We start from the raw sequence: 21,787 nt of genomic DNA on the forward strand, positions 1-21,787 counted from the left end.
TCTATTTTATCAAATCTTAAAATGCTGTCATCTAATCAGTCCAAATACGCAGTCTGCTTTATTGCTCAATAGGTCAACATATTCGGCTCATTAAATCTCATGCTAAAAAAGAGAATACCGGGAACAAGCGTTGGTAAAAGAATTGAAATCACGGTATAGAGTACAGCACGATCTTCTGCATACTGTTTGAAAATCATAAAAAATGTATAGATCGTCAGCAATGACATGATAATCCGAAGCAAAGCGCCGATAACCGGTACTCTACTTAAAACAACTGATAGCAGTAAACCGACAACGAGTATGTGTTCCGCATGATCATATGATTTGTCGCCAAATCGCAAAGGGCCAATCAATTGCCCCATGATCCATAAATTTCCTACTGGTATCCATGCCAGCCAAGCGTTGTCAATCCCCCTGTTTTGCGCCATGCGCATTAAACCAAGTGCTGACAATATGTATCCGACAATACCACTTAACAAGAGAACTGCAATCAATAAAAACGCAGCAGTGCCAATCGAAGCCAGAAAAAAGTCCATATTAACCTCACAATATTTATTTGGTATTATTTACCATATTCAATATATTACCTTTTTTATCCAATTAAGTCAAGTATTTGTCTATGTATAAAAAAAGATGTCCTGCAATCATTGCCGACTTTGCGAAAGTAAACAACTTGCAGACACCTTTCTTTGCTTTTTGTTTTATCGTTAAATATAACGTTTACAGCGCCCAAGCTTTTGCGCGATTCATCTCTGTGTACATACGATAATAATGCGCCTGTTTTTTTCATTAACGCTTCATGCGTCCCCACTTCTTCAACAGAACCCTCATTGAGCAGAATAATTTGATCAGCATCTTTGATGGTATTGAGCCGGTGCGCAATGACCAGTACGGTTTTATCTGCCGTTAATTTTTCAATGGCCTTGCGGATCGCATATTCGTTATCAGCATCCAATGACGCAGTTGCCTCATCCAACAATACAATCGGCGCATCTTTTAAAAGCGCCCTCGCAATGGAAACACGCTGTTTTTCTCCGCCTGACAGCGTTGAACCGCCTTCGCCAACAATCGTATCGTATTTTTTCTTCTTTGATTGTCAACGGCATAAAAAAATTTCAGAAAGCATTTCGATTAATATTTCAGCGACATTTCCTAAACATTACATAAATACTTTCCCAGTATGATGAACTTGTCAATCACACATGCGAAATGAAACGCAGCACACAATCGACAGACTGCGTAAACACGCAAATTATAACAAAAGGAGACAAAAAAATGAGTAATAAAAAAATGGAAGAAGCCATCAAAGACAGGCTCGAAACAGGCTTTAAAAATTGGAACGGCGGCTATGAAAGCTGGCTCGTATGGTGCAACACACTTTATGATGATGCCTCTATGTACAATGTTTATGGACATCGTCTTACATTGAAACAATATCAGGATATGATGGGCGACCTGTTTGCAAAGCAAGATATTTTCCTCGGAAAATTCCACAATATGATTATCCAAGATGACTGGTGTGCCATCCGATATGACGTTGAAACAGTTGACAAAGCAACCGGCAAAAGAGAAACACAGGAATCAATGGAATTTGTCCATTTCAAAGAAACACCAACAGGCGTCAAAGTTGACGAAGGCTGGGCAACATCGACTTCACCGCTTCACGGCGCTTAAGAGGGAATGATGGCCATCTGACAATGGTTTTGTCATGCAAACACACTTTGGCGGCCATAAACCAGACGGCACCTTGGTTGATTTTTATGCCTATGGTTTTGTCAAAACAAATGTAGTCGGCGAAATCACGCGCTGGGAAACTCATGTCAGCCCTGAATACAATGATTTTCTCGATGTGACGCTGGGTGTCCACGGACCATTTAAACAAGGGTCCGAACCCTATATGGCGGCACTTGCCCAAAAGCTCAAAGAAGCCGGCGTATCCTTACCAATGTAAATGAACATCCTTGCAATCCAATATTTTTAAAGCGCTATCATGAGCGGAATGCTTCCTGATAGCGCTTTTTATAATGCTTTTTTGATGTTTTTTACTTAATACCTTTTACTTATTGCTTCTTACAGTACATTTCAACATCGCTTTTTAAGGTTTGGATTTGATAAAATTTGATGTCTTACGCTTCGATTAAAGGGTAATTTTATACTTCTTCAGTGAACACCAGCTTTCCAGCACGGCAACATGCTAAAAGATCACTTTCAGATTCTCTAAACCATGCTTGAAATTCAGATTTCGTCTTTACTTCAATCAGCGCCAGCTCAGCTTTTAAAGACAGCCCGTTTGTCGACTTATACCGTCTCGCCTCGCTGACAGTCTTTTGAACATCTTCGCCAAATGCCAAGATCGCCGTATCGCCCGTTTCTCTTTGGTTCCATAGCATCTGATGCAGAGAATTTTCCTGTTCGCTTGCCTTAAAGAAATTTTGATAAAGGTACTCTGTGATATGCGGCACATAGATAGCGTAACATTTCAGCATGTTCATAAAGCAGTCATTAAGCGCATACTGTGCAGACCGCCTCGCATCATAACCGCGATGCTCCGGCTGGTACAGGCGCTCTTTGACGATTTCCAAGTAATCATCACACAAATTGTGCCAAAAGAAACCGTCCAGTGCCAGCCGTGCTGCACCAACCTCATAAACATCCAGCTGACTTTTTGCCTGATTAACCGTCAACCGGCACTTTTCAATAATCCAACGATCGATCGGCAAGAGGGTTTCTGGCAGCTCTCCATTGTAGTCTTCTAAATGCTGTGCTGCAAATTTTGTCGCATGCCAAAGCTTCGTGATAAATTTACGCGCCCCTTTTAATTCATCAAGATCAAAAAACGTATCCGTACCCAATTTGGCACTGGCAGCCCAATAGCGAATAACATCGGCAGAGTGCGTTTTAATCAATGCATCCGGTGCCATAGCGGCATTTTGCTTTGACTTGCTCATCTTTTCGCCTTTTTTCGCGAGGACAAATCCACTGATCATAATATCTTTCCAAGGTATGCGATTCGTATGGTAAAGACTCTTGACGATAGTGTAAAACGCCCATGTTCTGATGATTTCATGCGCCTGTGTTCGCAGTGCCATAGGCATTAGTTGCTCAGTACGGTCTTCGGCTTCACCCCATTTGGCATTGATAAACGGCGTCATGGAGGACGTCGCCCAAGTATCAAAGACACCCATTTCCGGTTCAAATGTAGTACATCCACATGTACACGGCTTATCCGGCTTTGATTCCATCGGATTTACCGGCAGCTTTGCTTCCTCTGCCAGCATAACAGCACCGCAGTTTTGACAATACCAAACAGGAAAGGGAACGCCGAAATAGCGCTGTCTTGAAATGCACCAGTCCCATTTTAAGTTTTCAACCCAAGTGAGATAGCGATGCTTCATATGAGCCGGATACCAGTTGATTTCGTCAGCCGCTTCCAAATAGCGCTGTTTATTGCTTAAAATATCAATATACCATTGCCGTGACGGCAAAATCTCTGTATCGTGACCGCATCTTTCATGTATGGCAATAGCGTGCTCAATGGTCTTTGACGACAAGAGCAATCCTGCTTCTGCCAATGCTTTGAGTACTTGCTGCCGTGCCTCTAAAACCGGCATGCCGCCAATGATCGGAACCGCTCTATCAATCGTCCCCTCAAATGTCATAACCGCCCGGTAAGGCAACTGATAGCGATCATACCACATGACATCGGTACTGTCACCAAAGGTCGCACACATAACGACGCCCGTCCCCTTTTCACGCTCAACATCATCATCTGCCATGATGGGAATGTCATAATCATACAGCGGGACACGCGCCCTCTTGCCAATTAAATGCTGATATCGCGAATCTTCCGGATGTACAAAGAGGCAGACACAACCAAATAGGAGTTCAGGCCTCGTCGTTGCAACTGCAAGAACTTCGCCATCAACCTTAAAAGCGATATCGTTGAATGTCGTCTCGCGTGTCGCGACTTCCAGTTCCGCCTGCGCTATGGACGTCTGACACAGCGGGCACCAAAGAACAGGCGACTGTTTCAGATAAGCCTTGCCTGCCTTATAGAGTGCAATAAAAGACTTTTGTGAAATGCTTTGAGCCCTCGGGCTAATGGTTTCATACTGTAATGACCAGTCGACTGAAAATCCAAGTGTCTGCCACAGCGCTCTAAATGCTGCTTCGTACTTTGACGTCGTCTGGATGCATTTTTCTATAAACACTTCTCTTGGCAGTTCTTTTGCCAAGATGCCATTTTCGCGTTCAACAAGGCGCTCCGTCGGCAAACCGTTATCGTCAAAACCAAAGGGATAGAAGACATTATACCCCTGCATCCGCTTATATCTAGCGATCATCTCAGCCTGTGTATAGGAAAAGATGTGCCCAATGTGAAGGCTCCCGCTAACCGTTGGCGGCGGTGTATCAATGGCGTACAGCGGCTTATCACTACTGTCATCAAATTTGTAGATTGCCGCTTCACGCCAAAATGCCTGCATGTCGCTTTCAACTGTTTTAAAGTCGTAATGTTTTGGGGTGGTTTTTGCATCACTTGCTTTCGCATGCTGTATCACTTTATGATGCCCTTTTTCTGCGCGTTCACCAAATAATTGATTTTCCGACTCAACTCGTCCGCGTGTTTTCATTTGATCTTGCATGTTGTCATACCTCCTTTTTACCGAACACGTAAAGATGTTTTTTCTTCAAATTAAAAAAGCCCTAAGCAACTAAAACTAATTGCTTAGGGCGAATTTTGCGTCCGTGGTACCACCTAAATTCAGATATGACTATCTGCACTCTGTCAATACGGGATGCTCACATCCGATATTGCTTTCCTCATAACGGTGGAAATTTCCGTTGAAGCCTACTTGGCATATTGCTTTTCGGTCCACTGCTCAAAGGCTACTTCCATACATCCTTCACGAAGATTTCCACCAGCCATCTTCTCTCTCAGCATCCGGTACGTATGTACTCCTCCTTATCAACGCCATTTTTTCGTGTTCGTTTTTACCATCTTAGGTCATTCTTCCAAAAAAGTCAAGCCTGTCTTCGTCGAAGCATTAACCAGACGAGCAATGAAAGATACCCTGCCAGCAAGCCAATGGTGAGGCCGTAAAGCGATGTATTGCCGTCAACATAGCCCATAATCGGAATGTTGATAATGACGAGTAGCGGTGTCCCAAATGCCATGCCCACTGCCGATCCAAAGACTAAATTCGATGCCGCATCGGTATCAAATTCCGGGTCTGTTCCACGCAACAGTGCCATTCCCGTAGAAATCGTGCCCGTCAGCATGCCATAAAAACCCATGAGGTTTTCCAGTGTATTTTTTTGATAAACGCGTTTCACCATAAACTTTAAATAATAAAGTGTCACAACACCGCCAAGGGTTGTCATCAGAACTGTTGGCAACCAGTACTGCTGAACGGCACTGATCGATATCGCCGCAATGGCCGCTGTAATCATATAGTCAAAGACACCGCCGGATATCCGCTGCAACAAATAGTTATTCGTAATATCACGTTTCAAAATACCCTTTTTAAGCCAGCGATCCATGATGAGCCGTACGATAATGGCATAACCCGCGGCAATATTAAACTGCATGCCCCATAAGACCGTTACAAATGTTTTGCCAAAAGTCCCCATCGGTGAAATCAGATGATCTAAAAACAAAATGCTCAAATAAGTTGCCAAATAGACGATGCCAATGAGCACGATTTGCGGCGTTAAATGATCCAGCGCATCGCCAAGCGGCAGTTCATCAGGTTCCGACTGTGCCAAGTAGGGTGATCGTTCACGATGCAGTGTATCTGCCTTCGCCTTGAGTTGATGCCGTTTCAAATGATAATTCATAAAGGGAATGCCTATGAGAATTGCCCACAGGAATCCAAAGGTGGCTATGGTGAGACCAATATTCCCGCCGCCTTGAAAACCGAGTTTTTCCCATTGTGACCCCATGGAAAAAGCCTGTCCGGGACCTTGACCGTAACCGAGCGGCAACAGCAATCCAAAACCGACGAACAAGTCCGGTTTAAGCGACGCCATAAAAATCAGCGTCAGGACAATGCCGATAATCCCTTGCAGCATGTAAACGGAAACAATGAGCATGCCTGATTTTAAAACGATCGGCGATGTCTCGCGCGTTCTGCTCTTTAGTGATAAGGCAATAAAACCAATGGCCATCGCATGGTAAACAATATTGCCGAGAATTGCCTGATCAAAGGGAACGATCCCCAGCACTTCGGGCCCTAACAGCATACCAATGAATCCAGCGAGGATAGCGGTTGGCATGACATAGCGTTTAAAAACGGCACCTTCGCCTTAATCAGTGCAGCAATACCGATGAAGATTGACAGGTAAGAGAGATAGAGCATTAATGACCAACTGTCATTCATCAGTAGGCTCCTTTCATGATGAGATAGGCTTCATGCCATTTAAAAACTGAGTCGCCTTGACGATCAAATTCAATCACGTAAATGTGTTCATCGTATCTAAATTCAAATTGCGTGCCCTTTTGCACATTGACACCATGCAGCTCTGCCAACGGGATGTTCAATGTATTCACTGTGAAGCCATTGATTCCAAACGTAAGCTCGCCATGCATGCGGTCATGAACATTTCTCGACGCGTCTAAAATCGTCACCATTCCCACGCCCTTGACAACACGCCCATTCTTTAATCGACGTTTCAAACGTGCTCTTTGCCGTTCATTCCAAATCCTAGGGGAAATGATGCGATCTCTACCTTCCAGTAATCCATGCAGATTATAGCGATAACTGGTTCCGCAGCGTTCACAAGTCACAAGGTCATCTGACGTGCTGATACTCCCCTCAGCACCACAATGATCGCAAATATATAAAAAGCTTTCCATGCCCTCTGCCAGTTTCTTGCCTTTGTATTGAAAACCGTGCGATTCGACCCATGCGTATTCATCATGTGAAAGCGCCGTATTCATCTTCTCTAAAATAGCATTCGTCTCAAGTCCTTCAATCTCAGATGCCTGAAAAAGCACTTTGAAATCCAATTCCACAGGCCCTCTTCGAAACGTTCGAGACCATCTTGGCTGACTGAGCAGCGAGCCCTTTATCTGTACCGTTACGACTGGAATGCGCAGCAACTTTATCAATTTTGCCGTCGAATCAACCGGATGCCGATAAATACCATCCCATGACCGATTGCCTTCTGGAAAAATACAGATGACGCGCCCCGCTTTTTTGGCACGCATAACCTTGCGCGCTGCGGTTAGATCCGTCTCCGACTTGACAATGGGAATCGTGCCAACGTATTCGAGCAGCTTTCGAAAACAGCGGTGTTTAGCGAAAATACGTTCACCTGCAATGAAACTAATGGGTTCCGGCACCACTGCGTTAATATAAAGTGGATCCCAGTTGTTCAAATGGTTAGCCAGTACGAGATACGGCGGCTTGAGCCCCTTGATCGCTTCGGTATTGCTGGTCATCTTACTTTTTCGCTTCATCACCACAGCGAGAACTCTTAAAATAATCCAACTGATGATGAAGTTTGGTTTTTTGTATGTGCGCATATTAGGCCTCTACTGTCTTTTCTCAAATGTACATGGTTGCACGATCATCAGCCACATCCTTGCAGTGGTGTATCGTGGTTTTAAATGTGATTTTAAAATGTATTATACAATGTGATTTTAAATGCCGTCATGAAATGATCTGTTATGCAAGCATATCATACGGATGTTGCGTTCAATTTAAGTTTCTGTTAAAACCTTCGCTCAGTTGCCATATTGTGTTTTCTATACCCTAAATTCTAACTAATAAAGAATATCAATCTCATTTCCGCATATTACTAGTTTAGTTTATCAGTAGCAAAATAGCAAGTATGCTCAATATTGATCCTTAAATCAAATGATAGACCTGATACTGTTTTTGTTATTTTTTGTGCATTATAAATTGAATTTATCCCAGTGCCATGTTTTGTACAGATCAACTGTTAAATCCCTATATCTGTCCTATTCAATAAGTAAGTACAGGGGACATAAAAAAGCCCTCGATCACCATGTCGCGTCTATCGCGCAGGTTCTGAGGGCTATTTTAAAACGATTCACTTTATTTATATGCTGTTGTTCATCATGCCGTCATCTAGGTAATCCTTCGCTTCATGATATAGATAGGCCACTACGGTGCGCAGCATCGTTTTGGTCATCAGTGCTGCAAGCGCATGAGGCAATATCGCGTAAAGTTTCTCAACAACCCATGTCTCCTGCGCCTCGCCTGATGATAGTATAAAGTCTTTTGCCAAGATCTTCGCTTGCAGCATTAGCTGATACGTTAGTACTTTGAATTGCTGCCATTCAAAAATAATGATGGTGATCATCGCCAGTACGACTACGATCCACACCTTGTAATCCATTAAAAATGCTTTCATGATTCATCACCTCTCATTCATTGTGAACTTTATCATATGCATGCATCATGTGTTGAATTGCTGTCCTCGCAGGCCTTCAAAAGCATCTATTACGTTTGCTTTTCGTAAGTAATCCTACGCTCGTTTTATGTGATATGTGTTATATTTTATATGTTATGTGTTATGCAAAATCTGCTTTGTTAGGATGTTTCTTGCTTTGCATCCGTCTCAGAAGCCAGTGCATGCATATGCATTAAAAGTGCTCGGTAAGCATTGTTGATGCTTGCCAACACTGCCCATGTTGGCATTGGCGTATCAATGTCTCGCATCCACCTTTCTAAATCTGTAATGATCTGATTTACATGGCTTTCATGAACAATTGCAGTTTTCCAAGCAGGTACTGAGGTGGCTTGTAAATAAGCTTCGTATCTTAAAATAAAGCCTTGCCACCCCCAATTGTCCAAGATCCACTGCGGACAATATTTGCCTGAGAAGAATTGATGCGGTTCGAGTTCAAGTGCTGTAAAAGGCGACTGCTGTTGCAGCGCCTTGCACAACACAAAGGCATTTTCACAGGCTTTGGCAACATTGCCGTTATCGGCGATTTCGATGCCGATGCCGTACAAGTTGCCTTTCCCCGAACCGCCGTCTCCCGCATGGTAACCGCTTCGAAGAATGCTGTGTCCCTGTGTGATGCTGTCCTCATCGACGGTAAAATGCCAAAGGATGTAATCGTCTTGCTTCATGAAGCGATTGTTTGCCGTATCGTCGGCATGGGCATTACCTGCGTTGTGGATGACGATGTAACGTTTATCGGTAACCCGGGTTGATTGATATTCCACCGATGTTTCAGGAACTTTACTAACGAAGACGGGGATACCCTCTAATGTCGCCACATGGATGAAGCCGTCAGCATCAAAGATCGTCAATGGGTTCACCGCCTCTCATCACTGCCTGAATTTCTGCGAGTTTGACATTGGCAATTGCCTGATTGTCAAAGAGCTGTCGAAACAGCGCCTGCTGTTCGCTCTTGCATTCAGCACAGAATTTCTGATCGGATTCGATCAGTGTTTTCAAAGCAGCGTTTACTTCGGTGTTGCGCTCGATGACTTTGATGAGTAAGCCTTCTCGTTCAGTTGCCTGTTTGCGTTTTTCTATGCCAATGCTTGAAACCGTTTTGATGACAGGCATTAATGCAACGATTAGCATGCCGATGACAACAAGCAAAATGATGATTGCGCTGTCGCTTTGTTTAACGAGTTCAATTGCGTTGTTCAAAATTGACACTCTCCTTTGATTTCGGTAAAAATAACCTTCTCTAATTCATTTGTACTTGATAATTCCTCTAATCCCTGTCATTAGTTAATAGATTTTCAACTGCTGCCCTCAAATTTGCTGGAACCTGATCAATTGAGCGTCGTCCTTCTTTAACCAGTTTATAATATACCTTAATCATATCTTTCACCTTCCCTTTCTAATATGTGATCCTTAAACCATCATTTCATAGATTTCAGCTAAAGCTTCAAAAATGTCAATCTTCTCTGTTTCCGATTGAATTATTTTCTTTTCAATATCAATTACTTTCTCATCGGAGCTTTTAACATCCCTATTTTCCAAATCAATTTCTGATTTTGTAGAATTGTAAAGTTCTTCTGAAACTTCTTCTAATTCTGAATGTGACGGTATAGTGTCTTCATAAGTTGCAATAACGCAATCTACATGATTTCGTCGATAGAGTTGTCCGCCACCTACAAACTTTTCAATGTTTAATCCCTTATAATCGCAAGTACCATTATTCATAATGTAATTCTTAACTTTTACGTATTTCATTTTTCTCCTCCTAAAATAATCTAATTTGTGGTGTTCTGAGCATTCTAGCAATGGATAAAGCTGACATCATGTTGAAATTAGTATCTCTCCATGTATTCATATCTGGATAGGGATTTGATCTAAATCTAAAGTCAGTCCATGATCCAGCAGCAGATTTTACCACAAGTCCAAAATCCCATTTATTTACATAAGCTACTATATCATGATCAATGAACGTGAGTGGTTTATGGTCTATTTCTGTTTCTGCTACGGTATAGGTAACGCGAATCATTTCCGTCCGATTTCGATCATAAATTGAAAAGTAATATAAATCGTGGTATGTGGATAAATTATCGCCATATTTATTACAGCCAAAATTCCATGCTTGATTAGGTGCACCTGAAGCAGCATTCATTAATAATGTTCCATCAAAATTGAATACTCGATAAGTATTCGTACCATTGTGAGCGCTGACAGACTCATCGAATGCATCAACTGTTCCTGTTAGATCTGAATAACTGCTATTAATAACAATATCTTCTAACAGCGTTCCGTCTGTATTGTATTTGTACCGATGCAACTGACCACTTATTGTGACAAAACTGTAATAGAAACCATTTCGAATAACTTTCGGTATCGCTCCTGGAACATAAGTTCCTACAAGAAATGATGCTGGATGCGCTCTAGAAATTGCAACATCTTTTGCCTCTTTAACAGTTCCCGTGACATTTAGAATGTTCACACCAGACTTTATATTTCCACTTGTCAGTGTTGGTACATCTTGAGCTACCCATGTGGTGCCATCGTAGTACCCCCAATGTGGTTTTAAGTATACTCTGGTATTTGCATTACCTTCTGTAAGTACCCCAGCCATAGACTCGTTAGCAGGACTATGATACTCAAGGCTTCTATTTGGCATCGTACCATCTATCGCCACACCATTTGAATAACCTCTATAGCCCGGCAATACTGCATCTGAAACTAAATTGCCATCGCTAGTAAATGTACCAACCATTCCCAAATTCGTATCAACTCCGGCTCTCACATTTGTTGCATTTAAATCTGGTGTTAATGCCCTGACCCAGGAATCTCCATTATAGTAGCCCGCCGGTGGCTTTAGATAAACACCATAACCGTCAGCTACTGACATTGTTTGTGATACCGATGGTTGATGGAAATTCTCGTTGCTTCGATGTATGATACTTCCTGTTACCATTTCACCATTGATACCAGCTGTTTTGCCACTGATAATGTCTGCGCTCGTCGCTGTTGCATCGGCAGTGAAGGTCCCGATAACATTTGATGATGCATTATCAATATGTCCTACTTTAACACCACTTTTAATATTTTTCGCTATTAAATTCTGTACTCTTGCTTTGATGATTGTAGAATCTGCTTCGTAGTATCCTGATGCTTGTGCTTTGTATTTTAAAAATGCTGAATTTGAGTCGTTTTGATCAATTTCATAATTTTGAATATGATCAACTCCATAATAAACTTCCGCACCTCTTCTATCTGCCATCGTCCCAACCAGTTCCACATCATCATCATTGCTGAATGTCTTCCCGGCTAGTACGTTAGCAGCTGTTGCTGTTCCTACCGCACTAGCCTTGATAAAAAAACAGTCACCCGCGCTGTTGTACCAGACGTCATAGGCATTACCAGCTTTTAAGTTAGGGGGTGCTGATGTCGCCGGTTTGTAAAGCGGTTTTGCACCTAAGCTGTTGAGATTGATCGTTGTCGCAGCACCATTATTGGCAGCCGGTGCAACAAATGTAAATCGCATACCGTCTCTAAGTGTCGAATAAGCCGTATTGCTGAGTGTTAAAGCTGTTGAAGTCCCGCCGGCAGTCATTGCCGTCATTGCTTTATCCGTGGCAGCTTTAACAAAGGCTGTTGAAGCCACCTGTGTTGAATTACTGCCAGCAGCTGCCGTTGGTGTCGTTGGTGTTCCTGTCATTACAGGTGAAGCAAGCGTCTTGTTTGAAAGTGTTTGTACAGCGCTTTTAGTAACGCTATTCGAGACATTCATCAACTGATAACGGCTGCCATCCCAAATTGCCGTAACAATTGCATTAGCCGGTATATCGCCCGTTTCAATATCTGCCGATGAATCTTTTGCTAAATTATACGTTCCCAGTGAATTGATATTAAGTGTTGCTGCTCCGCTGTTTGCAACAGTAGCTTTAAAGTGTAAAGGTACACCAATCAACTGTGTCATTGACGTAATGCCTTCAATGGCAAGTGTATAAGCATCATTTACTGCTGTATTCACATGCAATGTCTTTTGTGCGTTTAAAATAATTTTATCGGCTGCTGATAAGCGACCTGACTGTGTTGGCGAAGCCTCTTTTGCGACTTCTCCATCAAGTGTTGTAAAGTTGTCATTAATGTCTGCAATATCTGGTACATCTGTGTACTCAGGCAGTTTTAAGTTAAAATGACTCGTCTGTTGCATCTTATTACCTCCTAATAAGCTTTGACATCGTACCAAGTTGGTGCGACATCCATCAGTGCATGCCATGATTCAAGTTCTGCAATTCGTCCCCACCAAGAATAGGTATAGACAAATGAATAAGCAATGTGTGCCGGCAAAATGTGATCAATTGCTTCAATCAGACCTGCCATATTGGGTGGTGTGCCTCTAACACCGACAAATTTGATTTCAATTCTCGATTCACTTGGGTATTCAATGACCTCAACATCAGCACCGCTAAATGTTTCTGCCGTATTCTCAATCAATGCCTTTGTCACAGTTCCGGCACCGCGCTGTCTGGCAAAGAGATTTTCTCGCCTGTATGCATGAGCCTTACTGGGGTCTGAGTCTATGCCAAAGTCCGTTTCAAAAACCTCTAGCAGCCATGTTGCTGTGCCAATGTCCATTTGATTGTCAACATCCGAAACGGCTTGTTTAAGCTCATCGTAACGCGACGCAATGGCCTGCTGAATGATGCTCATTTCTTGAAAATCAAGCAAAAATGTTGGTAAGTACTTGGATAAATCTGTTTCACCCAGTAAAGGCGACACAGCATCAGAACCATCTTCACTGTATAAAATTGTGCCGTATGTGGTTTCTCCATATGCCATGTTTTAACCTCCCAGTGTAAAGCCATTTTTCAAATCGCCCCATGTCAGTGTTTTTGAATCTTCCTGATAAGCAATTGTCTTCGGCGTTCCCCATGATAAATCTGTTTGAGCTGCCTGATAGTGCTGAATCTTCTTTGATGTCTTATCAAATGCCAAAGCGTTGACATATCCACCTGCCACATTTATATAAGTATTTAGCACCATCAAGTCAATATAATTCGTATCTGCCGCTCCCGTCAAACCGCCTTTTGAGGCAAAATAACTGGATAAGTAATGTTTTGGCGTTACCGATGGCTTCACATCCCGATCATCACTACTGTAAATATAGTTGTGGCGATGACTGTTATCAATAACGGTAACGGTCATACTGGCATCTGCTGAGCCATTAAATGAAACGGAACCCGTCGCGTCGCCAGTGAGGGTAATATTACGTGCTGTGTGCAGCTTCATCGCTTCATCCACAACCCCATCACCATCTGCATCATAAACAGACTTGAGCATATCGCCATATCCACCTGTACTTAATGCATTCTGCACAAAAGCGGTTGTGGCAAGTTGCGTTGAGTTATTGCCTGTTGTTGCAGTAGGCGCTTTAGGAACGCCAGTCAGAGTGGGCGATGCGAGCGGTGCTTTTGCATTCAGAGCCGTTTGCATCGCTGTCGATACCGGCTTGTCAGCGTCCGCTGTGTTATTAACACTGCCAAGTCCCACCTGCGCTTTTGTGACATTGTGCGGGTTAGTGGTACTATTGGCATGCGTACTTGCTTCTGTTTTATTAGCGCTGATTTGCGCCTGCAATTTCCCAAGTGCCGTTAAAACGGTATCAGCTGTTGTAATCACGGCACTGCTTGCCGTGCTCAGCCCCGTTAATACCGCCGAACGAACACTTGCTGCAAAATCACTGATGATACTTGCAGGATGCGACACAGGATGTACATAATGATTCGCTGAATCTTCAATAACATCCAGTTTAAACTTATCCGCCACGCTCATGAAGCCGTTGACATTACCATTCACCGTTCCGTGCGCTGCTCCAGTTGCGCCAACATGCGATATTGGTGCTTTCGTATTCAACGCCGTCTGCATCGCCGTCGACACTGGTTTGTCAGCGTCTGCTGTGTTATTGACACTGCCAAGTCCCACCTGTGCTTTCGTCACAGTATGCGGGTTGGCAGTACTGCTGGCATGCGTACTCGCTTCTGTTTTATTGGCAGTCACTTGTGATTGAAGCTTCCCAAGTGCCGTTAAAACGGTATCAGCTGTTGTAATCACGGCACCGCTTGCTGTGCTCAGCCCCGTTAATACCGCCAAACGAACACTTGCTGCGAAATCACTAATCGTTGATGCGGTTTGCATACCCGTGTGATTGGCACGACTTCGATCTGCGATGTGATAGTGAAGTGTGCTGGCACCACCATCGGTGAGATCTGCTGCATTTGCATCAGAAATGTTATTGACTTCTGCACTGCTCTCAATGGTGCCTAGCTTCGCTTTATCCGCTGCGGCCATAAGGCCATTTGCAGTGGTTGTCGCCGTTGCTGTAGAAGCTTTTGCATTCCATGTCGATTTTTCAGCGTCAGTCACAAAGCGATTGGTAGTATTTTGAACGATTATCGCCGGCGAATGCGTTGCGGGATGCACATAGTGGTTTGCGGAATCTTCGACGTCATCAAGTTTACTCTTATCATCAGCACTCATAAAACCACTGATGGTATCCGTTGCGTCACCATGTGCTGTTCCAGTCGCTCCAACATGCGATAGCGGTGCTTTTTGATTTAAAGCCGTTTTCATTGCCGTTGATACGGGTTTGCTCAAATCTGCTGTGTTATCAGCATTGCCAAGTCCTACCTGCGCCTTTGAAACCGCATGCGGATTATTGGTACTGCCTGCATGCAGATCCGCCTCTGATTTATTAACCGTTACTTGCGCCTGCAATTTCCCAAAAGCCGTTAAAATCGTATCCGCTGCTGTAATCACTGTATTTGTCGTTGTACTCAGTCCTGTCAATACGGTCGTTCGAACACGTGTGACAAAATCACTGATGGTGGCTGACGTCTGCGTCCCCGTATGGTTGGCGCGATTGCGATCTGCCGTGTGATAGTGCAAACTGCTGTCGCTATTTCCTGTCAGTTCAGAAGCAGCATCATCTGTTAAGTTGTTTACTTCTGCGCCGGTTTCGATACCGTCCAGTTTGCCTTTCAGCACATCTGAAAAGTCATTGGCTGAGAGGCCGTAGCCTGCCGCTTTATCAACTTTCGATGCAAGCTGAGCCGTCATGGTAGCCGCAAAATCAGGGTCATTGTCGAGCGCATCTGCAATTTCTTTAAGGGTATCCAGCGCTTCTGGTGCGGTATCCACGACAAATTGAATGCGCGCATCCGTCTCCGTTTTCGTATAGGTATTGGCTGTATCTGATTTTAACGCGAGCTGTTCATTGACGTAACTTTCGTCTGCTTTCTCAGATTCCACTGAGGCAATACGCTCATCATGAAGTGCAATCACAGAATTGTTGGAAGCCTTATAATCAATGACATCCTGCTGTACCGCGTGAACAGATGTCTGGAGTGTATTGATATCCTCTGCTTCCACCTGGTCGCCTACTGTTTCATAATTAATGTAGGCTTCTGTCCCCGCATCAAATACGCGAATGAACTTTTTCCAGGCACGGTCTGAATCAGTTGTAACAGAATAATTCGTAATCTGTCCGCCCGTAAACTTAGGCCCTCGGTAAATATTGATGGATGCCGTTGACACATTATCGTGAATCAAGAAACCTTCGTATTTGCCATTTGTCAGTGTGACATGTTCTTCAACGACATAGTTTCCGGCTTCTTTTTTATTGAGTTTTTCTTGAAAAATATCTGCATTTTCTGGATAGGCCATCGTTACACCTCCAAAATCGCGGTCGAAAGTACCGGTACATAGCCGCTGGGAATGCCAATGTTAACCACTTCGCCATTAATGGTGAGGTCTGTATAATCCAGTACACCCTTAACAGATAACAGAATAGCACCGATTTTGGCATAGCCGACATAGGTCTCCATGAGGGCAATGGCTTTCAGATAGGCATCCAGACTTTCAAAAAAAGCTGTTTGGACATCGTTCAACATGTACCCTTCCGCCAGTGTCACCGTTGCCGATACATTGATGTCAACACGCGCTGCCGAAGTCACCGTAACCGCTGCGCCAATGGGACGCACGGATTCAATATAAGCAGCCACCGCTTCAACCAACGCTGCTTCCGCAGGCTGTTTTTCAGCATTGACAATGGTTACTTTAACGGTACCCGCACCGTTAAAGAGCGGTTCAACCTCTGCGTAACCCACACCATCTACCGCCATTGCCCAGTTAAAGTAATGCGCCTTGTTGCCGCTCGTCGGCGGATTTTGCATACGCTTAAGCAATTGTTGTTTAACACTTGCAACAGTTTCAATCTCAGTTCCCGGAATCAAAACCTCTGTGAGCTTTGCGCTGGTAAGTCCTTTGATATAGCCAACGGGGATGAGCTTCCCGAGATTGCTATTTGGTTCAATCCCCGCTGTTTCACAGGTCATTTCGTAAATACCGTCTGAAATTTTTGACGTTGCCCGATAATATAGCGACCCGCATGAAAAACGTGTTTCCAGTGCAATCTCTTGATTAAATTCCCCTTTTGCAATGGCATGCGTTGCCGCTTCGCGCTCAATACCGTACTCAAGCGCACGCGCCAGAACGGTTTCATCATCTGCTGTTTGAATGATACGATTGGCGACAATTTGATCGAGTTCAATATACATTTGTCTGATTTCAGCGGCAGAAGGTGCCAAGGCATAAAATGCCAAAGAGCCTTCGCGTTTGTCGATGGTATCGGGGAGCGCCGCCATCATTCGTTTTAATAGCACGTCATAAGTCATCTCTTCATACACTACAGCGTCACCTCCTTTGTTACATTTAGATCACCGTAAATTGTGGAAACGTTAAACGTAAGGATTAACGCCTCCTTCTTGCGATCAAATGAAAAGTTGTCAACAGATTGGATTGTGTCAAGCATCATCAATGCCTCTGTAATGCGCTGAACGATTGTCGGATAGATGTAATCCATCGACTGACCATAGAGATCATCCAGTTCTACACCAAAGCGCCAAGAATGAATAGCATAGCGGTAGCGTTCAACGTTTAGTACCGTATAAATCATCTGCCTGACAGCATCAATGCCTTCTATTCGGCCACCCAATTTCTTCGCTTCTAAATCAAGCTGCCATGTTGATGTCGACCTCGTGGTGATTTCGATATTTTGCAGTTGGCTTTGAGGAATCATCCAATCACCTTCCCCAAGACAACAAATTTTTGACCGCCGCCCGCTTGAAGTAAAACAGCTGTATCCCCTATTTCAAACGCTGCCACAGCATCGGTTCGAATGATAAAATCTTCATCAATCGCCATCTTTTCCGTGGCCACTTCAAAAGGTGAAAGCGATGAAACGACACCGATGATAATGTCAGCAGGCATACTGGCGTTCACGGCTTCAGTCGCTGCTTTTTTAATGGTTTGCGCTAAATTCATCATATACCTCCCAATAATTTCAACGACATGACATGCAGGTCGCCGGTAAAGCTGTGCTTTACCGAATCGACCACCATGTACTGTTTGATTGCTTCTGAACCGATGTTTACCATGACTGCCAAACTCGATCCGCCAACAATGCTGACATCTCCGGGGAGATCACTTGCAGAAAAGCTACGGGTACGATGGTTATAAAGTGCCAGCAATGCCTTTGCTTTGGCATTCGGATTTTCACCTTCTTTTAACGAGCCATCGACATACTTCAGCACGCCCCATTTCTTGATGCTCGCATCATCTTTTGCAACAGTGGGTTTTATCGTTTCATCGTTTGACTTCACCTCTATGACGTTGTAAGTCTTATCATCAATGGAACTCTCTATGGTAAAATTGGGAATCGCATTGTTTAAAACGATCCCTGAACGCAGTGATTCGATGTCTTCCAGTACAATTTCGCCATAGTTGTCCCTTAAAATATAAAGCCGATTACTGTTGGTCAGTGTTAAACTGATCGCCGTACTGATTATGTCAATCAGTGTTGAATCCCGCTCTTTACGAGCTGGAATGACATAGCCTGTATCGACGAGCGCACCCGTTCGCAGACCATACTTTTGAGCAATCAGTTCTACTAATCTGTTGAGTTTAATATTTTTATAGTCAAAGCTGTCCTTGTTCTTTAAATACCGCAGCTGGTCATAAGCCGTCACTTCAATTTTGTCCGCATCTGACTTGGTTTTAAAAACGTAGCCCCTAAAGACGCGATCATCATGAAAAACAAATTCAATTAACGCGCCCTCTTCGACGGCTAAATTCACATCGTTGATGACGCTGAAGGTCAGCTTTGCAGGAGTCCCATATCGATCACGCTCCAGTGTAACCGTATCGACGGCATCCATGTTATAGAGACATCCGCTGTGTCCCATTGTAATCATGCTACTCAAAATAGATCACCTGCCCCGGATAAATGCGGTTGGGGTTGGCAATGCCGTTAAGCTTTGCCACTTCACCGTACTTTTCCCCATTTCCCAGCTCTTTTCGACAAATTGCCCAAAGAGTATCACCGGCTTTCACCGTATAGAATTTAGACGGTTCTTTTGCAATGCGCGCCTCATTCATCTCATCTGCCGGAATATTGACGGTATCCGAAGATCCGTCTTCCGAAGTGGTTTCTGTTGACGAATCCCTATTCGATGGATTGTTCAGCCGAGGATCCGGCAATTTTGTAAAGCCGCTTTTCCTGTAGATTTTAAGGCTGATGTCCACCCAAAGATCGAGACCATTTTCAGCACTTTCCTCAATGGTATATGCCTCAAGTGAGACATTGCTGCTCGTGGTAAATCGCGGCAGTCCATTTGGCGTAAGCCTTGAGATGGCAAATGCAAACGGCTGTGATCGCTTCTTGAGAAGCTCAAAGAGATCGAGATAATAGTTCTGCGGCTGCAGCGCTTCCGGCTCTTCGACAAAAGGGTATGCCATGTGCGGGATGAACAGTTTAAAAGAAATTGTTGAAAGCCCCGGCTGCTTTAAAACGTTGATTTCACCGCCGCCAAGCAGTTCAAATGTCTTATTGAAGTTTTTAATTTTTGTCGTAATGCTGCTGGGTGTTACCGGCATGCGAATACCGCCAAAGAAAACACTGTACATTAGTAAACCCCCTCTGCGACCACAGCAAGCTGTTCCGTCAGCTTATCCGTAAAGAATGAAAGGACGCCATCCAAATCTGCGGTTTCACGAATGTCGCCAAACGTATTCGCCATATCGACTTTTACTTCTGCCGTGGTAAATTGATTGATGACATCTTGTTCTGCCAAATCGCGCATGTAGCCTAAATCTTCATCGCTAGTCGAAGCACTGTCTGAGTAGCTGGATGTTGGTGAAGCATACGCGCTTCCGACGCCCTCGCCAGTATAGCGGGAATCGTAGCTGCTGTCGTTCATCTGCTGCATTGCAACGGCATCGTATGAGGATGCTGTGTCTGACGCCGATTCGAATTCAGATACCGACGTGGTTTCATGTGCTGCTTTTGCTGCGTTGTACTGATTTTCTCTTTCAACTTTATTGGATTCGTATTCAGCTCTCATCTTTTCAATATTCTGAGTGCGCACCTGCCTATTTGAGGCAATTTCAGATTGATAGGCTTCAAGATCCTTATTGCGTGCTTCGATTTGAGCCATTTTTTCTGATTCAATCTCAGCTGCAAATGTCACTTTTTCAACAGCATCTATTTGTACGCCTGGGATAAGATTGACCACATCGATCAGTGCATTAATCATGTCAATGCCGTTATTGACAATACCTTGAAAGGTCAACGCCAATTTGATCGCCATCAAATCAAAGGCATTCGCGAGCCCAGTGGCAAATGATTTACCAGCCAGGAGCATGTTTTCAAAGTTAGTCGCTATATTATCTTTAAGGATCGCAATGCTTATCCCCATAAATTCCCAGGCATTCAGTGCTGTATTTTTCAGTAGTACCAAAGAAGCTTCTACACCTCCATTTGCTTGTATCCAACTGTATAGTCGTGCTACGAGAGCACCAATGATTAATGCATACCATACTGCGGGATTCGCCAACATCGCTGTCGCCAAAGCACCAAAAGTCGTTGCACTTAGTGCATTCATTGCCGCTTGAATAGCCATCGCTGCGCTGAGAACACCTGCGGCTGCTGCCAGTCCATAAAAAACAGGCATCAGTAATGACAAATGATCACTTACAAAAGTAGCCCCATTGCTTAACAGGTCAAAGACAGGCTGCATATCCGTTGCAAAGCGCGTTGAAATTTGTGATGATACATCTGAAAAAGTTGCCGGTATTTCGGCAAATCGCTGGTTTGTTTCACTGGCACTTGCAAACATAGCATTTTTAACAACCTCTGCCGTAATGGCACCTGAGGCCGCCAGTTCACTGAGACCATCTGTGCCAACACCCATCGAATCCGCAATTGCTTGTGTCAGCATTGGTGCTGTTTGTAGCAAAGTGTCCATACTGCTGCTGTCAAAACTGCCTGCTGCCATTGCCTGTGTCAGCGATTCTATCGCCGAAGACTGTTCTTCAATGGTCGCGCCACCAATCTTAAATTGCTTATTCATCTGCTCTGCAAAGGTTACAATTTCATCACTGCCGGAAAAGGCATCGCCTGCAGAATCACCCAGTGATATGACGGCTGCTGCCGTGTCCTCGTAGGAGGATCGTGAATTTTCGGCAGCGCCTAAAATGCGATCTTGAAGTACATCTGTACTTTGAAGGCCGTCATTCATATTGTCAATTTTCATTCGCATCGTCGAAAACGAATCTGACATCTCCACTAAGTTATCTACACTAAGATCAATCCCAATATCATCTGAAAAACTTAAATAGGCGTCTGCTAATCCTTTTATTAACTTTCTAGCTTCTTCAGCCTGCTTTTTGATCGCTTCTTGTTCTTCATTTAATTTTTTTGCTTTTGCCGCTGCATCATCAAAATGTTCACTCATTTCAGCCACTGTGTAGTCTACTGCCTCTGCCTCAGAAGCATCAAAATTTCCAATACGCTGTTGTGCATTGCTTAAATCAATAATCACTTTTGACATCTCCAAATAATGGTCATTGGCAATTGCCACTGCCGTATTCATGCCGTAAATTGAATCTTCTGCATCGACAATGGCTAACTGAGTTGATTGAAACGATTTTACCGCAGCGGTATTGCTTGCCATCACATTAAATGCTTCAAATGAATTATTCACACGACTGACAGACGCGTCAATGGCCGACAATGCTACCGGCATGCGATCATATAATTGAATCGCGTTTTCTAACGTACCCATAATAATCACCTCGCTTTTTTATTCTTTTTTAGCCTGCTCGCTTCTTTTTTCTCATGTGCAATTTTAAGGTTGATGGATGCCATCATAAATGCCCGTTCTTCACGCGGCAGTGCTAAGAATTCAGAAGGCAGCAATCTGAGCTTATGGAGACAGTAATGGGCGTAGTTGGCATCGGCGTCGCCGCCGTC

Annotated in this window: 21 protein-coding genes, 1 pseudogene and 1 other annotated feature; of the genes and pseudogenes, 2 read left to right on the forward strand and 20 right to left on the reverse strand. The window is 43.8% G+C overall.

All coding sequences use genetic code 11. From position 1 onward, the window contains the following. Positions 1–65 precede the first annotated feature (65 nt). Positions 66–536 carry a hypothetical protein gene (locus KHM83_RS14175; protein WP_213237689.1) on the reverse strand — a complete coding sequence of 157 codons (471 nt, stop codon included), beginning with the start codon at positions 534–536 and terminating at the stop codon, positions 66–68. 184 nt (positions 537–720) lie between these two features. Continuing rightward, a pseudogene (locus KHM83_RS14180) lies at positions 721–1,081 on the reverse strand (ATP-binding cassette domain-containing protein); the annotation flags it as partial. A 194-nt stretch (positions 1,082–1,275) separates the two neighbouring features. On the opposite strand from KHM83_RS14180, the gene KHM83_RS14185 reads away from it, so the two are divergent. Next, on the forward strand, positions 1,276–1,674 hold the full coding sequence (locus KHM83_RS14185; RefSeq protein ID WP_213237690.1) for a nuclear transport factor 2 family protein: 399 nt from the start codon (positions 1,276–1,278) through the stop codon (positions 1,672–1,674). Positions 1,675–1,708: 34 nt separating this feature from the next. Beyond that, positions 1,709–1,951 (forward strand): hypothetical protein, encoded by a 243-nt coding sequence (locus KHM83_RS14190; protein ID WP_213237691.1) that lies wholly within the window; start codon positions 1,709–1,711, stop codon positions 1,949–1,951. A gap of 199 nt (positions 1,952–2,150) precedes the next feature. On the opposite strand, the gene KHM83_RS14195 is transcribed toward KHM83_RS14190, so the two are convergent. The 18 genes from KHM83_RS14195 to KHM83_RS14275 form a co-directional block, all read right to left on the reverse strand. Then, positions 2,151–4,643 carry a valine--tRNA ligase gene (locus KHM83_RS14195; RefSeq protein ID WP_246543119.1) on the reverse strand — a complete coding sequence of 831 codons (2,493 nt, stop codon included), beginning with the start codon at positions 4,641–4,643 and terminating at the stop codon, positions 2,151–2,153. An 81-nt stretch (positions 4,644–4,724) separates the two neighbouring features. After that, positions 4,725–4,979 (reverse strand) — a binding site (T-box leader). Between the two features lie 43 nt (positions 4,980–5,022). After that, a complete protein-coding gene (locus KHM83_RS14200) occupies positions 5,023–6,243 on the reverse strand; it encodes a sodium/glutamate symporter (RefSeq protein WP_246543120.1) in 1,221 nt (406 codons plus the stop codon). Continuing rightward, complete coding sequence (locus KHM83_RS14205) at positions 6,234–6,380, reverse strand: hypothetical protein (RefSeq protein WP_213237693.1); 147 nt, start codon at positions 6,378–6,380, stop codon at positions 6,234–6,236. Before KHM83_RS14205 ends, KHM83_RS14200 begins: the two co-directional genes overlap by 10 nt. After that, complete coding sequence (locus tag KHM83_RS14210; RefSeq protein ID WP_213237694.1) at positions 6,380–7,528, reverse strand: lysophospholipid acyltransferase family protein; 1,149 nt, start codon at positions 7,526–7,528, stop codon at positions 6,380–6,382. Before KHM83_RS14210 ends, KHM83_RS14205 begins: the two co-directional genes overlap by 1 nt. Before the next feature lie 539 nt (positions 7,529–8,067). Beyond that, positions 8,068–8,382 (reverse strand): hypothetical protein, encoded by a 315-nt coding sequence (locus KHM83_RS14215; protein WP_213237695.1) that lies wholly within the window; start codon positions 8,380–8,382, stop codon positions 8,068–8,070. Positions 8,383–8,561: 179 nt separating this feature from the next. Further along, positions 8,562–9,290 (reverse strand): peptidoglycan recognition protein family protein, encoded by a 729-nt coding sequence (locus KHM83_RS14220; protein WP_213237696.1) that lies wholly within the window; start codon positions 9,288–9,290, stop codon positions 8,562–8,564. Further along, positions 9,277–9,639 (reverse strand): hypothetical protein, encoded by a 363-nt coding sequence (locus KHM83_RS14225; RefSeq protein WP_213237697.1) that lies wholly within the window; start codon positions 9,637–9,639, stop codon positions 9,277–9,279. Before KHM83_RS14225 ends, KHM83_RS14220 begins: the two co-directional genes overlap by 14 nt. 67 nt (positions 9,640–9,706) lie before the next feature. After that, positions 9,707–9,817 (reverse strand): CD1375 family protein, encoded by a 111-nt coding sequence (locus tag KHM83_RS20040; RefSeq protein ID WP_425513877.1) that lies wholly within the window; start codon positions 9,815–9,817, stop codon positions 9,707–9,709. A gap of 32 nt (positions 9,818–9,849) precedes the next feature. Continuing rightward, positions 9,850–10,191: a hypothetical protein gene (locus KHM83_RS14230; protein WP_213237698.1), complete on the reverse strand. Its 342-nt coding sequence runs from the start codon at positions 10,189–10,191 to the stop codon at positions 9,850–9,852. Positions 10,192–10,201: 10 nt separating this feature from the next. Further along, positions 10,202–12,628, reverse strand: coding sequence for a hypothetical protein (locus KHM83_RS14235; protein WP_213237699.1), 2,427 nt, complete (start codon positions 12,626–12,628; stop codon positions 10,202–10,204). Between the two features lie 11 nt (positions 12,629–12,639). Further along, on the reverse strand, positions 12,640–13,257 hold the full coding sequence (locus KHM83_RS14240; protein WP_213237700.1) for a putative phage tail protein: 618 nt from the start codon (positions 13,255–13,257) through the stop codon (positions 12,640–12,642). A 3-nt stretch (positions 13,258–13,260) separates the two neighbouring features. Next, positions 13,261–16,140: a DUF4795 domain-containing protein gene (locus KHM83_RS14245; protein WP_213237734.1), complete on the reverse strand. Its 2,880-nt coding sequence runs from the start codon at positions 16,138–16,140 to the stop codon at positions 13,261–13,263. Positions 16,141–16,142: 2 nt separating this feature from the next. Beyond that, a complete protein-coding gene (locus KHM83_RS14250; protein WP_213237701.1) occupies positions 16,143–17,162 on the reverse strand; it encodes a baseplate J/gp47 family protein in 1,020 nt (339 codons plus the stop codon). Beyond that, a complete protein-coding gene (locus tag KHM83_RS14255; protein ID WP_213237702.1) occupies positions 17,162–17,554 on the reverse strand; it encodes a DUF2634 domain-containing protein in 393 nt (130 codons plus the stop codon). Before KHM83_RS14255 ends, KHM83_RS14250 begins: the two co-directional genes overlap by 1 nt. After that, positions 17,551–17,799, reverse strand: a complete 249-nt coding sequence (locus KHM83_RS14260; RefSeq protein WP_213237703.1) for a DUF2577 family protein — start codon at positions 17,797–17,799, stop codon at positions 17,551–17,553. The genes KHM83_RS14255 and KHM83_RS14260 overlap by 4 nt, the downstream gene beginning before the upstream one ends. Continuing rightward, a complete protein-coding gene (locus KHM83_RS14265; RefSeq protein ID WP_425513878.1) occupies positions 17,799–18,728 on the reverse strand; it encodes an XkdQ/YqbQ family protein in 930 nt (309 codons plus the stop codon). The genes KHM83_RS14260 and KHM83_RS14265 overlap by 1 nt, the downstream gene beginning before the upstream one ends. Position 18,729: 1 nt before the next feature. After that, a complete protein-coding gene (locus KHM83_RS14270) occupies positions 18,730–19,440 on the reverse strand; it encodes a LysM peptidoglycan-binding domain-containing protein (RefSeq protein ID WP_213237705.1) in 711 nt (236 codons plus the stop codon). Further along, positions 19,440–21,599 (reverse strand): tape measure protein, encoded by a 2,160-nt coding sequence (locus KHM83_RS14275; RefSeq protein ID WP_213237706.1) that lies wholly within the window; start codon positions 21,597–21,599, stop codon positions 19,440–19,442. Before KHM83_RS14275 ends, KHM83_RS14270 begins: the two co-directional genes overlap by 1 nt. Between the last annotated feature and the right edge of the window lie 188 nt (positions 21,600–21,787).

The organism is Fusibacter paucivorans, from assembly GCF_018390735.1.
In the GTDB taxonomy this organism is placed as follows: domain Bacteria; phylum Bacillota; class Clostridia; order Peptostreptococcales; family Acidaminobacteraceae; genus Fusibacter; species Fusibacter paucivorans.

Excerpts from the sequence above, each read along its gene's own strand:
- KHM83_RS14205 (WP_213237693.1), bottom strand. The coding sequence starts at position 6,380 with ATGAATGACAGTTGGTCATTAATGCTCTATCTCTCTTACCTGTCAATC.
- KHM83_RS14255 (WP_213237702.1), bottom strand. The coding sequence starts at position 17,554 with ATGATTCCTCAAAGCCAACTGCAAAATATCGAAATCACCACGAGGTCG.
- KHM83_RS14235 (WP_213237699.1), bottom strand. The coding sequence starts at position 12,628 with ATGCAACAGACGAGTCATTTTAACTTAAAACTGCCTGAGTACACAGAT.
- KHM83_RS14275 (WP_213237706.1), bottom strand. The coding sequence starts at position 21,599 with ATGGGTACGTTAGAAAACGCGATTCAATTATATGATCGCATGCCGGTA.
- KHM83_RS14190 (WP_213237691.1), top strand. The coding sequence starts at position 1,709 with ATGCAAACACACTTTGGCGGCCATAAACCAGACGGCACCTTGGTTGAT.
- KHM83_RS14215 (WP_213237695.1), bottom strand. The coding sequence starts at position 8,382 with ATGAAAGCATTTTTAATGGATTACAAGGTGTGGATCGTAGTCGTACTG.
- KHM83_RS14195 (WP_246543119.1), bottom strand. The coding sequence starts at position 4,643 with ATGCAAGATCAAATGAAAACACGCGGACGAGTTGAGTCGGAAAATCAA.
- KHM83_RS14230 (WP_213237698.1), bottom strand. The coding sequence starts at position 10,191 with ATGAAATACGTAAAAGTTAAGAATTACATTATGAATAATGGTACTTGC.
- KHM83_RS14240 (WP_213237700.1), bottom strand. The coding sequence starts at position 13,257 with ATGGCATATGGAGAAACCACATACGGCACAATTTTATACAGTGAAGAT.
- KHM83_RS14175 (WP_213237689.1), bottom strand. The coding sequence starts at position 536 with ATGGACTTTTTTCTGGCTTCGATTGGCACTGCTGCGTTTTTATTGATT.
- KHM83_RS20040 (WP_425513877.1), bottom strand. The coding sequence starts at position 9,817 with ATGATTAAGGTATATTATAAACTGGTTAAAGAAGGACGACGCTCAATT.
- KHM83_RS14185 (WP_213237690.1), top strand. The coding sequence starts at position 1,276 with ATGAGTAATAAAAAAATGGAAGAAGCCATCAAAGACAGGCTCGAAACA.
- KHM83_RS14210 (WP_213237694.1), bottom strand. The coding sequence starts at position 7,528 with ATGCGCACATACAAAAAACCAAACTTCATCATCAGTTGGATTATTTTA.
- KHM83_RS14270 (WP_213237705.1), bottom strand. The coding sequence starts at position 19,440 with ATGTACAGTGTTTTCTTTGGCGGTATTCGCATGCCGGTAACACCCAGC.
- KHM83_RS14260 (WP_213237703.1), bottom strand. The coding sequence starts at position 17,799 with ATGAATTTAGCGCAAACCATTAAAAAAGCAGCGACTGAAGCCGTGAAC.
- KHM83_RS14265 (WP_425513878.1), bottom strand. The coding sequence starts at position 18,728 with ATGATTACAATGGGACACAGCGGATGTCTCTATAACATGGATGCCGTC.
- KHM83_RS14245 (WP_213237734.1), bottom strand. The coding sequence starts at position 16,140 with ATGGCCTATCCAGAAAATGCAGATATTTTTCAAGAAAAACTCAATAAA.
- KHM83_RS14200 (WP_246543120.1), bottom strand. The coding sequence starts at position 6,243 with ATGCTGTTAGGGCCCGAAGTGCTGGGGATCGTTCCCTTTGATCAGGCA.